The organism is Pseudomonas sp. S04, assembly GCF_009834545.1.
In the GTDB taxonomy this organism is placed as follows: Bacteria; Pseudomonadota; Gammaproteobacteria; order Pseudomonadales; family Pseudomonadaceae; genus Aquipseudomonas.
On sequence record NZ_CP019427.1, the window covers coordinates 4194337 to 4209456 of the forward strand.

Annotated in this window: 13 protein-coding genes; 7 read left to right on the forward strand and 6 right to left on the reverse strand. The window is 63.7% G+C overall.

The genetic code is table 11. The features are described 5' to 3' along the window. Nucleotides 1-124: 124 nt before the first annotated feature. The 6 genes from PspS04_RS18480 to PspS04_RS18505 all read left to right on the forward strand — a co-directional run bounded on the left by PspS04_RS18480 (nt 125) and on the right by PspS04_RS18505 (nt 6454). Complete coding sequence (locus PspS04_RS18480) at nt 125-2575, forward strand: heavy metal translocating P-type ATPase (protein WP_159997068.1); 2451 nt, start codon at nt 125-127, stop codon at nt 2573-2575. A 22-nt stretch (nt 2576-2597) separates the two neighbouring features. Continuing rightward, nucleotides 2598-2825 (forward strand): cbb3-type cytochrome oxidase assembly protein CcoS, encoded by a 228-nt coding sequence (gene ccoS, locus PspS04_RS18485; protein WP_095165375.1) that lies wholly within the window; start codon nt 2598-2600, stop codon nt 2823-2825. Beyond that, entirely contained in the window at nt 2818-3501 is a 684-nt protein-coding gene (locus tag PspS04_RS18490; protein ID WP_159997070.1) for a sulfite exporter TauE/SafE family protein, read from the forward strand. Before ccoS ends, PspS04_RS18490 begins: the two co-directional genes overlap by 8 nt. A gap of 98 nt (nt 3502-3599) precedes the next feature. Next, on the forward strand, nt 3600-4982 hold the full coding sequence (hemN, locus tag PspS04_RS18495; RefSeq protein ID WP_159997072.1) for an oxygen-independent coproporphyrinogen III oxidase: 1383 nt from the start codon (nt 3600-3602) through the stop codon (nt 4980-4982). A gap of 110 nt (nt 4983-5092) precedes the next feature. Further along, the gene (fnr, locus tag PspS04_RS18500) at nt 5093-5827 is read left to right on the forward strand and encodes a fumarate/nitrate reduction transcriptional regulator Fnr (RefSeq protein ID WP_095165381.1); all 735 of its coding nucleotides are present in this window, start codon (nt 5093-5095) and stop codon (nt 5825-5827) included. A gap of 78 nt (nt 5828-5905) precedes the next feature. Then, nucleotides 5906-6454 carry an adenine phosphoribosyltransferase gene (locus PspS04_RS18505; RefSeq protein ID WP_095165383.1) on the forward strand — a complete coding sequence of 183 codons (549 nt, stop codon included), beginning with the start codon at nt 5906-5908 and terminating at the stop codon, nt 6452-6454. A 47-nt stretch (nt 6455-6501) separates the two neighbouring features. Here PspS04_RS18505 and PspS04_RS18510 read toward each other — a convergent pair whose 3' ends face one another. The 5 genes from PspS04_RS18510 to dnaX all read right to left on the reverse strand — a co-directional run bounded on the left by PspS04_RS18510 (nt 6502) and on the right by dnaX (nt 12228). Next, nucleotides 6502-7650, reverse strand: a complete 1149-nt coding sequence (locus PspS04_RS18510) for an acyl-CoA dehydrogenase family protein (RefSeq protein WP_159997074.1) — start codon at nt 7648-7650, stop codon at nt 6502-6504. Nucleotides 7651-7764: 114 nt separating this feature from the next. Beyond that, nucleotides 7765-8367, reverse strand: a complete 603-nt coding sequence (gene recR, locus PspS04_RS18515) for a recombination mediator RecR (protein ID WP_095165387.1) — start codon at nt 8365-8367, stop codon at nt 7765-7767. Between the two features lie 76 nt (nt 8368-8443). Next, nucleotides 8444-9478, reverse strand: coding sequence for an NADP-dependent oxidoreductase (locus PspS04_RS18520; protein WP_159997076.1), 1035 nt, complete (start codon nt 9476-9478; stop codon nt 8444-8446). 267 nt (nt 9479-9745) lie between these two features. Further along, nucleotides 9746-10084, reverse strand: a complete 339-nt coding sequence (locus tag PspS04_RS18525) for a YbaB/EbfC family nucleoid-associated protein (protein WP_008028561.1) — start codon at nt 10082-10084, stop codon at nt 9746-9748. A 68-nt stretch (nt 10085-10152) separates the two neighbouring features. Continuing rightward, nucleotides 10153-12228 (reverse strand): DNA polymerase III subunit gamma/tau, encoded by a 2076-nt coding sequence (gene dnaX / locus PspS04_RS18530; protein ID WP_159997078.1) that lies wholly within the window; start codon nt 12226-12228, stop codon nt 10153-10155. A gap of 145 nt (nt 12229-12373) precedes the next feature. Between dnaX and PspS04_RS18535 the strand changes: the two genes are divergently transcribed. Beyond that, entirely contained in the window at nt 12374-13123 is a 750-nt protein-coding gene (locus tag PspS04_RS18535; protein ID WP_159997080.1) for a substrate-binding periplasmic protein, read from the forward strand. A gap of 2 nt (nt 13124-13125) precedes the next feature. Here PspS04_RS18535 and PspS04_RS18540 read toward each other — a convergent pair whose 3' ends face one another. After that, nucleotides 13126-14826: a putative bifunctional diguanylate cyclase/phosphodiesterase gene (locus tag PspS04_RS18540; RefSeq protein WP_095165394.1), complete on the reverse strand. Its 1701-nt coding sequence runs from the start codon at nt 14824-14826 to the stop codon at nt 13126-13128. Nucleotides 14827-15120: the final 294 nt, after the last annotated feature.

Consider the following 15120-nt stretch of genomic DNA (forward strand, 5'->3'; position numbering starts at 1 on the left):
GGGCAAGCTCGCTCCCACAGTTGATCAGCGGTCGTGAGCTCGCCAACGATCCCTGTGGGAGCGGGTTTGTCCGCGAAGCGGCCCTATCCGACGATAGAGATCCAGCGGTACTAGTGATTACCCCATGACCACCAGCCCAACCCCCTGCTACCACTGCGCCCTGCCCGTCCCGTCTGGCAGCCGGTTTACTGCCGTGATCCTCGGCGAAACCCGCGAGCTCTGCTGCCCAGGATGCCAGGCGGTGGCCGAAGCGATAGTCGCCGGTGGCCTGGAGCATTACTACAGTCACCGTAGCGAAGCCTCGGCCAACCCCGAAGCCTTGCCGGTGCAACTGGTCGACGAACTGGCACTGTACGACCGCGCCGACGTGCAGCAACCCTTCGTCCGCCACGACGGCGACCTGGCCGAAACCACGCTACTGATGGAAGGCATCAGTTGCGCCGCCTGTGGCTGGTTGATCGAAAAACACCTGCGCGGCCTGCCTGCCGTGGCCGAGGCGCGGCTGAACCTGTCGAACCATCGCCTGCACGTGCGCTGGGTCGATAGCCAGTTGCCGTTGAGTCAGGTGCTCAGCGAATTGCGCCACATCGGCTATGCCGCCCACCCCTACCAGGCCGACCGCGCCAGCGAACAACTGGCCAGCGAAAACCGCCTGGCCCTGCGCCAACTGGGTGTAGCCGGCCTGCTGTGGTTCCAGGCGATGATGGCGACCATGGCGACATGGCCGGAATTCAACATCGACCTCAGCCCCGAACTGCACACCATCTTGCGCTGGGTCGCGCTGTTCCTGACCACGCCGATTGTGTTCTACAGCTGCGCGCCGTTCTTCAAAGGGGCGATGCGCGACCTGCGCACCCGCCACCTGACCATGGACGTATCGGTCTCGCTGGCCATTGGCGGCGCCTACCTGGCGGGCATCTGGACCTCGATCACCGGCACCGGCGAGCTGTATTTCGACGCGGTCGGCATGTTCGCCCTGTTCCTGCTGGCCGGGCGTTACCTGGAGCGCCGGGCCCGGGAGCGCACGGCCGCGGCCACCGCGCAGCTGGTGAACCTGCTACCGGCCTCCTGCCTGCGCCTGAGCACCGATGGCCAAAGCGAACGGATCCTGCTCAGCGAGTTACGCCTGGGCGACCAGGTGCTGGTGCACCCCGGCGCGATCCTGCCGGCTGACGGGCGGATTCTCGACGGCCAGTCGAGCGTCGATGAGTCGCTGCTGACCGGCGAATACCTGCCCCAGGCCCGCACACGTGGCGATACGGTCACCGCGGGCACCCTGAATGTCGAAGGCGCGCTGACCGTCGAGGTCCAGGCCCTCGGCCAGGACACGCGCCTGTCGGCCATCGTCCGCTTGCTGGAGCGGGCCCAGGCGGAAAAACCGCGGCTGGCGGAGATCGCCGACAAAGCCGCGCAATGGTTCCTCCTGCTGTCACTGGTGGCCGCCGCGGTGATCGGCCTGCTGTGGTGGCAACTGGATGCGTCCCGGGCGTTCTGGATCGTCCTGGCGATGCTGGTGGCTACCTGCCCGTGCGCCTTGTCACTGGCCACGCCCACCGCCCTGACTGCCGCCACTGGCACCCTGCACAAACTCGGCCTGTTGCTGACCCGTGGGCATGTGCTCGAAGGCCTGAACCAGATCGACACGGTGATTTTCGACAAGACCGGAACCCTCACCGAAGGACGCCTGGCCTTACGCTCGATCCGGCCCCTGGCCAGCCTCGACAGCGACCAGTGCCTGGCCCTCGCCGCCGCCCTGGAAAACCGTTCCGAACACCCGATTGCCCGCGCATTCGGCCGCGCCCCGCTGGCCGCCGAAGAAGTCCTCAGCAGCCCAGGCCTGGGCCTCGAAGGGCGAGTCGGCGAGCAGCGCCTGCGCATTGGCCAACCGGCCTTCGTCTGCGCGCTCAGCGGCTGTGCGGTGCCGGCCATGCCTGAGGAAGCCGGGCAGTGGCTGCTGCTGGGTGACAGCAGCGGCGCACTGGCCTGGCTGGTCCTCGACGACCGCCTGCGCAGTGACGCCCCCGCCCTGCTCGCCGCCTGCAAGGCCCGGGGCTGGCGTACGCTGCTGCTGTCCGGCGACAGTTCGCCAATGGTCGCCAGCGTGGCCGCCGAGCTGGGCATCGATGAAGCCCGGGGCGGTTTGCGCCCGGACGACAAGCTGCAAGTGCTCAAGCAACTGCAACAGCAAGGCCGCAAGGTGTTGATGCTCGGCGATGGGGTCAATGATGTGCCGGTGCTGGCCGCCGCCGACATCAGCGTGGCCATGGGTTCGGCCACTGACCTGGCGAAAACCAGCGCCGATGCGGTGTTGCTGTCCAACCGCCTGGACGCCCTGGTGCAAGCCTTTAGCCTGGCCCGCCGGACCCGTCGGGTAATCATCGAGAACCTGCTATGGGCCGGGCTGTACAATGGCCTCATGTTGCCCTTCGCGGCCCTCGGCTGGATCACTCCGGTGTGGGCTGCGGTCGGCATGTCCATCAGTTCGTTGACCGTGGTGCTCAATGCCCTGCGCCTGACTCGCCTGCCGAGCGCGCCCGCAAGCACCCCGCCACACACCCCCGCGCTGCCGGCCTGAGCCGCGCGCGCATGGAGTCCCGATGCCAGCTCTCTACGTGATGATCCCGGCGGCACTGCTGATCGTCGCCATCGCTATCTACATTTTCTTCTGGGCGGTCGACAGCGGTCAGTACGACGACCTCGACGGACCGGCCCACAGCATCCTGTTCGACGACCAGGACCCTAACCACCAGGCGGCGATCAACGAAGCCGACGGCCACCCGACGGATCCGGCCAAGCCGACCGACAAGACCCCACCCCATGCTTGAACTGGCACCCCTGCTGGTCTCGGCACTGATCCTCGGGCTGCTCGGTGGCGGCCACTGCCTGGGCATGTGTGGCGGGCTGATGGGCGCGCTGACCCTGGCGATCCCCAAGGAACAACGCAGTCGGCGTTTTCGCCTGCTGCTGGCGTACAACCTCGGGCGGATTCTCAGCTACGCCACCGCCGGCCTGCTGATCGGCCTGGCGGGATGGGCAGTGGCCAACAGCCCGGCGGCGATGTTCATGCGCATCCTCGCCGGCCTGCTGTTGATCGCCATGGGCCTGTACCTGGCGGGCTGGTGGAGCGGCCTGACCCGCATCGAAGGCCTGGGCCGTGGCCTGTGGCGTTATATCCAGCCCGTGGCCAACCGTTTGCTGCCAGTCTCGAGCCTGCCGCGCGCCTTGCTGCTGGGTGCGCTGTGGGGTTGGCTGCCTTGCGGGCTGGTGTACAGCACCCTGCTGTGGTCCGCCAGCCAGGGCAATGCGCTGGACAGTGCGCTGCTGATGCTCGCCTTTGGCCTCGGCACCTGGCCGGTGCTGCTGGCCACCGGGCTGGCCGCCGAACGAGTCACCGCCCTGCTGCGCAAGCGTAGCGTGCGCATGGCGGGTGGCCTGCTGGTGATCCTGTTCGGCATCTGGACCCTGCCGGGGCCGCATCAGCATTGGTTGATGGGGCACTGAGCACGGCGCCTGCTGCGCCCCTTGATACAAGTCAACATGCCCACGTTGGCAACCCCCTAGACTCGCTGTCACTGCCAGCCTATCCGGGGAATGCCCGCATGCTCGACGCCATTCGTTGGGACACAGATCTGATCCGCCGTTACGACCTGGCGGGACCTCGCTACACCTCGTACCCGACCGCGGTGCAATTCCACAGCCAGGTCGGCTCCTTCGACCTGTTCCACGCCCTGCGCGAGAGTCGCAAGGCCCAGCGACCGTTGTCGCTGTACGTGCATGTGCCGTTCTGCGCGAACATTTGCTACTACTGCGCCTGCAACAAGGTCATCACCAAGGACCGTGGCCGTGCGCTGCCGTACCTGCAACGCCTGGAGCAGGAAATCCAGCTGGTGTCCTGCCACTTGGACCCGCAGCAGAAAGTCGAGCAATTGCATTTTGGTGGCGGCACCCCGACCTTCCTCAGCCACGACGAGTTGCGCCAGCTGATGGCGCAACTGCGCAAGCACTTCAACCTGCTGGACGATGACTCCGGCGACTACGGTATCGAGATCGACCCTCGCGAGGCCGACTGGTCGACCATGGGCCTGCTGCGCGAACTGGGCTTCAACCGGGTCAGCATCGGCCTGCAAGACCTCGATCCGGCAGTGCAGCGGGCGGTCAATCGCCTGCAGAGCCTGGAAGAGACCCGTGCGGTGATCGATGCGGCGCGCACTCTGCAATTTCGCTCGATCAATATCGACCTGATCTACGGCCTGCCCAAGCAGACCGCGGAAAACTTCGCTCGCACCGTCGAGGAAGTCATCAGCCTGCAGCCGGACCGGCTCTCGGTGTTCAACTACGCCCACTTGCCCGAGCGCTTCATGCCGCAGCGGCGGATCAACAGCAGCGACCTGCCCGCTCCGGCGGAAAAACTGCAGATGCTGCAGCGCACCATCGAGCAATTGACCGCCGCCGGTTATCGCTACATCGGCATGGACCACTTCGCCCTGCCGGACGATGAACTGGCCATTGCCCAGGAAGAGGCCACCCTGCAGCGCAACTTCCAGGGTTATACCACCCACGGGCATTGCGACCTGATTGGCCTGGGGGTTTCGGCCATCAGCCAGATCGGCGACCTGTACTGCCAGAACAGCAGCGATCTCAACGAGTACCAGAATGCCCTGGCCAGCTCCCAACTGGGCACCAGCCGTGGCCTGGTCTGCACCCAGGACGACCGGATCCGGCGAGCGGTGATCCAGCAGTTGATCTGCAATTTCCATCTGCAGTTCGCAACCATCGAACAGCAGTTCAACCTCGACTTTCGTGGCTACTTCGGCGAGCTCTGGCCGCAGTTGCAGGCCATGGCCACTGATGGCCTGATTGAGCTCGATAGCGAGAAAATCCTGATCCTGCCGGCCGGGCGCCTGCTGGTGCGATCGGTGTGCATGGTGTTCGACGCATACCTGGAACAGCAGAACCGCCAGCGTTTTTCACGAGTGATTTGACCCAGGCTACGGACAAATAGACTGCGCCATGTTGCCGCAGTCTGGCCTCCGGGTCCTCCCGTGGGGTACCCTTACGTCTTATGTGTGTTTTTCCCACAAGGATCTAAGAAATGTCCGAGCCAGTTAAACTGCGCGCTCACAGCCAGGCTCACTGCAAGGATTGCAGCCTGGCCCCCCTCTGCCTTCCACTATCGCTGAATCTGGAAGACATGGATGCGCTGGACGACATCGTAAAACGCGGCCGTCCGCTGAAAAAGGGCGAGTTCCTGTTCCGTCAGGGTGACCGATTTGATTCGGTATTTGCCGTGCGCTCCGGCGCCCTGAAGACTTTCAGCCTCAGCGACGGCGGTGAAGAACAGATCACCGGCTTCCACTTGCCGAGCGAACTGGTCGGCCTGTCGGGCATGGACACCGAGTCTCACCCGGTGTCCGCCCAGGCGCTGGAAACCACTTCAGTGTGCGAAATCCCTTTCGAGCGTCTCGATGAACTGGCCCTGCAACTGCCGCAATTGCGCCGTCAGTTGATGCGGGTGATGAGCCGCGAGATTCGCGACGACCAGCAAATGATGCTGCTGCTGTCGAAGAAGACCGCTGACGAGCGAATCGCCACCTTCCTGGTCAACCTCTCGGCGCGTTTCCGCGCACGCGGGTTCTCGGCCAACCAGTTCCGCCTGAGCATGTCGCGCAACGAAATCGGCAACTACCTGGGGCTGGCGGTGGAAACCGTGTCCCGGGTGTTCACCCGTTTCCAGCAAAACCAGTTGATCGCCGCCGAGGGCAAGGAAGTACACATCCTCGACCCGATCCAACTGTGCGCGCTGGCCGGCGGCTCTGTCGAAGGCTGAGGAGGCACGGGCGGCCGAGCGAACCTGCTCGGCCGCCGTTATACTGCTGCATTTGCAGCCTGCCAGGACATCTCGACGATGCTCATCGACTCCTTCGACATCAAATCCCTGATCCGCCCCGTGATCGACTTTCCCAAGCCTGGCGTGATCTTTCGCGATATCACTCCCTTGTTCCAGTCGCCCAAGGCCCTGCGCCTGGTGATGGACAGTTTTGCCCATCGTTATGTAGAGGCCGATTTCACCCACATCGGCGCGATGGATGCCCGTGGTTTCCTGATCGGCTCGGTGCTGGCCTATCAACTGAACAAGCCACTGGTGCTGTTTCGCAAGCAAGGCAAGCTGCCGGCCGACGTACTGGCCGAGGGTTACCAGACCGAGTACGGCGAAGCCTTCCTCGAAGTCCACGCCGACAGCCTGTGCGAAGGCGACTCAGTGCTGATGTTCGATGACCTGATCGCCACCGGCGGCACCCTGATTGCCGCGGCCAATCTGGTCCGGCGCATGGGCGCGAAAATTTTCGAAGCGGCAGCGATCATCGACCTGCCGGAACTGGGCGGCTCGCAGCGCCTGGAAGACATGGGCATCCCGACGTTCTGCCTGACGCAGTTTGCCTTGTCCGAACAGTAGCCGGTGTCGGTGCTGAGATCATCGCGGGCAAGCCGCCACAGCGCAATCTACAGCCCCATCTGCTTGCTGATTATCTCGTTCATCACTTCCCGCGTGCCGCCGCCAATGGACAGGATCCGGTTGTCGCGGTACAGCCGCTCCACCAGGCTGTCGCGCATGTAGCCCAGCCCGCCGAGGATCTGCACCGCGTCGTGGGTGATCCGATCCGCGGTGTTGGTGGCGAAGTTCTTGGCCATGGAGATTTCCTTGATCACACTTTGCCCGGCAGCCATTTTTGCCGCCTGGCGATAGGTGAACTCCCGGGACACCTCCAGCGCCGTGGCCATTTCCGCCAGGCGATGCTTGAGCACCTGGAACTTGCCAATGGGCTTGCCGAACGCTTCGCGCTGGCGGGCCCACTTCAGGCTTTCTTCCAGTGCCAGTTGCGCGGTCATGTTGGCCATGAGGGCCAGGGCCAGGCGCTCACTCTGGAAGTTGCCCATGATGCAGGCAAAGCCCATGTTCTCGGCGCCGATCAGGTTCCCGACGGGCACTGTGCAATCGTCGAAAAACAACTCGGCGGTGTCCGACGCCCACCAACCCATTTTCTTCAATTGACGCCCAACGCTGAACCCTGGGGTGTCGCGCTCGATCAGCAACAGGCTGATGCCGCCGAACCCGGTGTCGCCGGTGCGCACCGCCACCGTATAAAAGTCCGCGCGCACCCCGCTGGTGATGAAGGTCTTGCTGCCATTGACCCGGTAGTGATCGCCGTCGCGCACAGCACGGGTCTGCAGGTTGGCCACGTCGGAGCCGCCGCTAGGCTCGGTGACCGCCAGCGCGCTGATCTTTTCGCCGCTGAGCACCTGCGGCACCACCCGCTCACGCACCTCGGGCCGCGCCCACTTGACGATCGGCGGCAGTCCGATGTCCAGCGATCCCAGCCCCGCCACCAGCCCGCCGGAGCCACAGCGCATCAGCTCTTCGCTGGCGGCGATCTTGGCGAACAGGTCACCCTCGTGGCTACCACCCAGCGCTTCGGGGTAACCGATGCCCAGGATGCCCGCCGCGCCAGCCTTGAGGTAGAGCTCGCGAGGAAAGCCCTCGGCCTCCTCCCACTGGTCGATGTCCGGGATGATCTCGCGTTCGACGAAACGTCTTACGCTATCGCGGACCAATTCATGGCTGGGATCGAAGTATTCCTGGAAGGCAGGCATCGGCGAACTCCACTGAAGGTTCAGCGAAGTTAACCGAGCGCTTGCTTGGTTTTCAACAGATTTATGCCCGTAGGAGCAAGGCTTGCCCGCGAAGGCATCAAACCAGATGCTGGATTACAACGCGATCGGCTTACGCCCGGCAAACGAATGCGCCAGCGTGCCGCCATCCACCAGTTCCAACTCGCCCCCCAACGGTACGCCGTGGGCGATACGCGAGGTGATCAAGCCTTTGTTGGCGAGCAACTGGGCGATGTAGTGAGCGGTGGCTTCGCCTTCCACGGTCGGGTTGGTGGCCAGGATGATTTCGCTGAAGGTACCGGCGTCTTCGATCCGTGCCAGCAATTGCGGAATGCCAATGGCTTCCGGCCCCAGGCCGTCGAGTGGCGACAAATGGCCCTTGAGCACGAAGTAGCGACCGCGAAAGCCGGTCTGCTCCACGGCATACACGTCCATCGGCCCCTCCACCACGCACAGCAGGCTGTCGTCGCGGCGGGTGTCGGAGCACTGCGGGCACAGTTCTTCTTCGGTCAGGGTACGGCACAGACGGCAATGACCGACCCCTTCCATTGCCTGGCTCAAGGCCAGCGCCAACCGCGAGCCACCGCTGCGGTCGCGTTCGAGCAGTTGCAACGCCATGCGCTGGGCAGTTTTCTGGCCGACCCCAGGCAAGGTGCGCAGGGCGTCGATCAGTTGGCGAATCAAAGGGCTGAAGCTCATGGGCAAAGGTCCGACAAAACAACGAGACGCGGTTTATACCCGCGCCTCTGGCCAGCGTCAAATGCTCATCGGTCGGTCAGTCCTTGGCCACCTGCACCACCAGCTTGCCGAAGTTGCGCCCCTCCAGCAGGCCAATAAAGGCCTCGGGCGCCTGCTCCAGGCCTTCGACCACGTCCTCGCGGAACTTCACCTTGCCCTCGCGTACCCAGGGCGCCATGGCCTTGGCAAACTCGGAGTGGCGATCACCATAGTCGTCGAACACGATAAACCCCTGCATCCGCACCCGCTTGGTCAGCAACGTGCGCTGCAGCAGCGGCATGCGGTCCGGGCCCGGTGGCGCCTCTTGCGCGTTGTATTGCGCAATCAAGCCGCACACCGGGACCCGCGCCTTGGGATTGAGCAACGGCAGGACCGCGTCGAATACCTTGCCGCCAACGTTTTCGAAGTAGATGTCGATACCAGCACCACACGCCTGCGCCAGTTGCTCGGCAAAGTCCGCGCTCTTGTGATCGATGCACGCGTCAAAACCCAGCTCATCGACCACGTAGCGGCATTTATCCGCGCCGCCGGCGACGCCGACCACCTTCAGGCCCTTGATCCGCGCCACCTGGCCCACCACCGAGCCCACGGCCCCGGACGCAGCCGCCACGACCAGGGTCTCCCCTTCCTTGGGCTGGCCGATGTCCATCAGCCCCATGTAGGCGGTCATGCCCGGCATGCCGAGCACGCCCAGGGCCATGGACGGACTGGGCAAGCCGGACGGCACCGGGATCAGGGCCCGACCGTCGCTGATGCTGTGGCTCTGCCAGCCGGTGGCACCGACGACCAGGTCACCTTCGTGGAATTTCGGGTTCAGCGAGCGCTCGACCCGGCTGACAGCGCCACCGGTCATGACCTCGCCGATGGCCACTGGGGCGGCGTAGGACGGTGCGTCGCTCATGCGCCCGCGCATGTAGGGATCAAGCGACAGGTACAGCGTCTTGAGCAGCACCTGGCCTTCGGCCAGATCGGGCAAGGCTTCGCGCTCGAGCCGGAAGTTTTCCGGGGTCGGCGCGCCCACCGGGCGCGACACCAGCACGATGCGTTGGTTGAGGGTCATGGCGTCGGACATGGCAGCGTCTCCTGTGATCGTTGAGGTTCAGTGATATAGGGAGCAGACCTTTGTGGCGGTATGGCGTTCGATGTTTATTCAGTTGCATCGGGGTGACTTCATCGCGAGCAAGCTCGCTCCCACAGGTTTTGCGAGCGCCGCGAATCCTGTGGGAGCGGGCTTGCCCGCGATGGCGGCATGTCAGCCACACATATCTGTCAGCCAGAAACAAAAATGCCAAGCGCTATGCCTGGCATTTTTGTAACTCATCTGCCGCCTGAAGGCGAATCAGAATGGCAGTTTCATGCCCGGTGGCAGTTGCATGCCGGCGGTCATGCCGGACATCTTGTCCTGGCTGTTGGCCTCGATCTTGCGCACGGCGTCGTTCACCGCAGCCGCGAACACCGCCTCGAGCATCTCTTTGTCATCTTCGCTCAGGCCTTCTACCAGGCTTGGGTCGATGGTCACGCGCTTGACGTCGTGACGACCGGTCATGACCACGGTGACCATATCGCCACCGGCTTTACCGGTGACTTCGGCGTTGGCCAGCTCTTCCTGCATCTTGGCCATCTTTTCCTGCATCTGCTGCGCCTGCTTCATCAGGCCGGCCATGCCACCTTTCATCATGGGAATCACCTCAAAAGTACGTGGATCAAAACGGCGCCCGGACCAGTGGGCCGAGCACCTTCAGTTTGTTAGCCCTGGCTGACCAGAGCCTCGACAGGTTCAATAGTATCGTTACGGATCACTGCGCCGAACTGTTGCATCATCTGCTGGATGAACGGATCGCCGTGGATCGAATCCTCGGCCTCGCGCTGACGGTTGGCGCGGCGCCGGGACGATGCCTGGGCCGGGGTTTCCTGCTCCGGCTTGATCAGCTCGATGCTGATTGTCAGGGTGCGCTGCAGCAACTGGTTCAGGGCATCGTTGAGCCGCCGTTGCTGGGTGGCGTTGAACAGCGCGCTGTGGGCCGGGTCCAGGTGCAACAGCCACTGGTCGCCCTCCACGGCGATCAGCGTGCAGTTGGCGGCGATGCTGCCGGTCATGCCGGAAATCGGCAGTTTCGGGAACAGTTCCAGCCACTGTAGGGCCAGGCCGGTGGCTGGCATCGCCGCAGGCTCGGGTTCCGGTGCCGGCGCAGGCTCGGCGGTGTGCTCGCTGGCGAGCTCATCGAGGTAGCTGTACGCCGAGTCCATGTCCGGCTCAATGTAATCCTCGTCCAGCGGCGGCTCGTCATCCAGGTCCATACCTGGGGTGGCGGCATCCACCTGGGCCACTGAAGGCTCGGGAATCGGCGCGGCGGCCCATTCCGGCGCATCCAGCACCACGCTATCGGGCACCGGAACGGGCATCGGTGTCAGGTCTGGCTGTTCGGCGACGGTCTCGAGCACCGGCTCGACCGCCGGTTGCAGCGCAGCCGCCGGCTCTACCGGGTCGTTCCAGGGCAGATCGACGACCTCCTCGACAGCGGCCGCCGGCTCAGGCGCCACATGCACCACAGGCTCCGGCTCGACCACCGGCGCAACAGGTGCAACAGGCGCAGGGGTTGGTGCAGGCGCGGCAACCGGCGGCGCAGCGGCCACGACCGGCGCAACAGGTACCGCGCCAGCCACTGAGTGAGCGGAATCAACTGTGGCCTGGCTGATCCCCACTGGCTTTAGCGGCTGCCTCGGCGCATCGGCGGTGTCTGCCGGGCGGAAAGCCAGCATCCGCAGCAGGACCATTTCAAAGCCGCCCCGCGGATCGGGGGCCAGCGGCAAATCGCGTCGACCGATCAGCCCCATCTGGTAATAGAACTGCACATCCTCGGCCGGCAGGGCCTGGGCCAGCGCCAACACCCGGTCGCGGTCGCCCTGTCCGTTGTCGACACCGTCCGGCAATGCCTGGGCAATCGCCACGCGGTGCAGCACATTGAGGATTTCCGAGAGCACGCCATTCCAGTCCGGGCCTTGCTCGGCCAGGTGCCGGACACCTTCGAGCAACGCCTTGGCGTCGCCTTCGATCAGCGCGTGCAGGACATCGTAGACCTGCCCATGGTCGAGCGTGCCGAGCATAGCCCGCACGTCCGCCGCCATGACCTTGCCTTCACCGAAAGCAATGGCCTGGTCGGTCAGGCTCATGGCATCGCGCATCGAACCGTCGGCGGCGCGCCCGAGCAACCACAGGGCGTCGTCTTCGAACGGCACGTTCTCCACACCCAGGACGTGGGTCAAATGCTCGACCACGCGCTCCGGCGTCATGTTTTTCAGGGAGAACTGCAGGCATCGAGACAAAATCGTTGCTGGAAGTTTCTGCGGGTCAGTGGTCGCCAGGATGAACTTGACGTAGGGCGGCGGCTCTTCGAGGGTTTTCAACAGCGCATTGAAGGAATGACTGGAGAGCATGTGCACTTCGTCGATCAGGTAGACCTTGAAGCGCCCACGGCTCGGCGCGTACTGCACGTTGTCCAGCAGTTCGCGGGTGTCCTCGACCTTGGTCCGGCTCGCGGCGTCGATCTCGATCAGGTCGACAAAGCGCCCTTCGTCGATCTCGCGGCACACCGAACAGGTGCCACACGGCGTCGACGTGATACCTGTTTCACAGTTCAGGCATTTGGCGATGATCCGCGCGATGGTGGTCTTGCCCACCCCGCGAGTGCCGGTAAACAAATAGGCGTGGTGCAGCCGCTGGCTGTCCAAGGCATTGATCAGAGCCTTGAGCACATGGGTCTGGCCGACCATTTCGCGGAACGAGCGCGGACGCCATTTACGTGCAAGAACCTGATAACTCATCGAAAACCGTCGCGACTGGGAAGCGGAAGCGGGTAATGCTAGCGGAGCAAGGGCAAAATTGCATCCGGTGTGCTCGGCTAATCTGGCTAAGCTGGTGTTCGGGGGACGTTTTAATCGGCGTCGGGCGGTATTTGCTGGAGTGTTTATGCGGTCAGCCTTGGGGGCATTGTTATTGGTCAGCGCCAGCACTCTTGCCGCGCCCAGCCCTTTACGCTTCGCGATCACCGACAGCTGGGCCATGCCCATGGTGCAAATCGAGTACGGTCGCCCGACCCAGGGCATTCTGCATGACGTGATGCTGAGCCTGGCGACCCAGGTCGGTTTGCCCGCCGAATTCCATGTCCTGGCGCGCGCGCGCGTGCAAAACGCCATGGAGCACGGGGAAATCGACGTCCGTTGCTACGCCGCGCAATCCTGGCTACCCAACCAGTCCGGCGACTACATCTGGAGCATTCCCCTGTGGTTCCAGCGCGACCTGCTGATCAGCAACCAGCACCACCATACCGGGGTAGTCCCGGCCGACCTCGCACCACAAACCATCGGCACGGTGTTGAGCTACCACTACCCTACCCTGCAGCCGCTGTTCGATAGCGGGCAACTCAAGCGCGACGACGCCCGCAACCAGGACCAGGTCCTGCAAAAGCTGCTGGCCGGGCGCAATGAGTATGGGGTCAGCAACCAGTGGACCCTGGACTGGTTCAATCAACGTCTAATGCCGGAGCGGCAATTGCGCGCCGTCGCGGTCCTGCAGGAGCTGCACGTCGGCTGCTACGTGCGCAACGATCCGGACCTGCCGGTGCAGCGCATTTTGCGGACCCTGCTGCGCATGAAGATGTCCGGCGAGATCGATGACATCATCCGCCTGTATACCGGCTCTCAAGAACCGTCACCCTAGGCTCAGATGGCCTCATCCAGCGCCTGCCACTGGCTGGGCGCGACAAAATCGGCGACCCAGCCCGGCACTTCGCTGGCCGGCATCGGCCGGGCAATGAAATATCCCTGGGCCACTTCGCACCCCAGGCTCAGCAATAGTTGGCCATGCTCGAGGCTTTGCACTCCCTCGGCGATCACCTCTCGACCAAACGCCCTGGCCAGGCCGATCACTGCGGTGGTCAGGGCCAGGTCGTCGCGATCATGCAAGATATCGCGGACAAAGGATTTATCGATCTTGATGGTTTGCGTGTTGAGGCGCTTGAGGTAGCTGAGGGACGAATACCCGGTACCGAAATCCCCCAGCGAGAACCTCACCCCCAGCGCCTGGCAGGCCTGCAGGCAGGTGGTGACATGCTGGATGTTTTCGATCGCCATCGACTCGACAATCTCCAGGTCCAGCAGATGGGGGGCGACCCGGGCGTGACGCTCCAGCACCTGCTTGAGCCGGTCGAAGAAGTCCGTGCGCTGGAAATGCCGGGCCGCGATGTTGACGCTGACCGGCCACTGCTGCCCGACCGATTGCCACAGTGCCAACTGCGCCAGCACCTGATCAATGACCCACTCGCCAATGTCGACGATCAGGTCGGTTTCTTCCACCAACGGCAAAAACTCCCTGGGCGGCACCACACCCTTCTCCGGGTGTTCCCAGCGCAACAAGGCTTCGAAACCGACCACGACACCACCACGCATATTCACCTTGGGCTGGAAGTGCAGGCACAGCTCGTTGTCCAGCAAGGCCTGGCGCACCCGGGCGACGGTCTGGTGCGTCGCCCTGACCTCACGGTCGCGTACCACATCAAACAGGTGAAAACGGTTGCGCCCGCTCTGCTTGGCCACGTACATGGCCTGGTCGGCATGCCGCAACAAGGTCTCGGCATCTTCGTTGTCCTGGGGGAACAGGGTCACGCCGATACTGGCATAGACGTGAATGTCCTTGCCCTGGATTGAATAGGCCGCCGAGATCACCCCCAGCACCCGGTTCAACGCCGCACGCAGCTCCGCGACGTCATGCACATAGCGCAGGATCAGCACAAACTCGTCCCCGGCCAGGCGTGCCACTACATCCTCGCCGCGCACGATACTGCGCAGGCGCTTGGCCACTTCCACCAGCAGCAGGTCGCCACTGGCGTGGCCATAGCCGTCGTTGACCGCCTTGAAACCGTCCAGGTCGAGCATGCACACCGCCAGCGGTACCTCCTCGATGCGCGAACAGTCCAGGGCCTGGTCCAGCAGGTCGGAGAGGAACGCCCGGTTGGGCAAGCCGGTCAACACGTCATGCCCGACCCGCCATTGCAGCGAATGCAGCAACTGGCGCTGCTCGCTGGTATTAAAGCCAATCGACACGTAGCGGTGCACCCGCCCGGTCGCCTTGTCCAGCACCGGCAGCAGGGTACTTTCGACCCAATACAGGCTGCCGTCCCGGGCTCGATTGCACAGTTCACCCTTCCAGACGTTGCCCAGGGCGATAGTGCGCCACAGCGTGGCGAAAAACTCGTCGGGGTGCAGGCCGGAATTGAGCAGCCGGTGATCAACGCCCAGCAACTCTTCCCGGCGGTATCCGGAGACCGCGCAGAACTGGTCGTTGACGTAAGTGATTCGACCATTGAGGTCGGTTTCGGAAAACAGGGCGGCTGCATCCACCGCCCTGCGGTATTTCTCGTCCATGAGTTCGGCCTGTGGTGGCTAGCGGTAGTACCGCTCGACCAGCGCGCAACGCTTGGAAGAGGTATGGGGGGCGTAGCAGAATGGCTCGGCAGGTCGCCGCCGGGGAGGCAGCGCAGGCAAAGTCCTTTTAATCGTGCGGGCTGGCATATTCAGATGCACATTAACACTCCATGAACAGCAGGTGATGGCCCCCGAACGGGCGAAGACCAACTAGCCTTAAAGGCTTCTAACCAGTCAGACAAAAATCCGCACGGTCGACACTCAACCAGCCATCTGGTTCATTTTTGCCGCTTC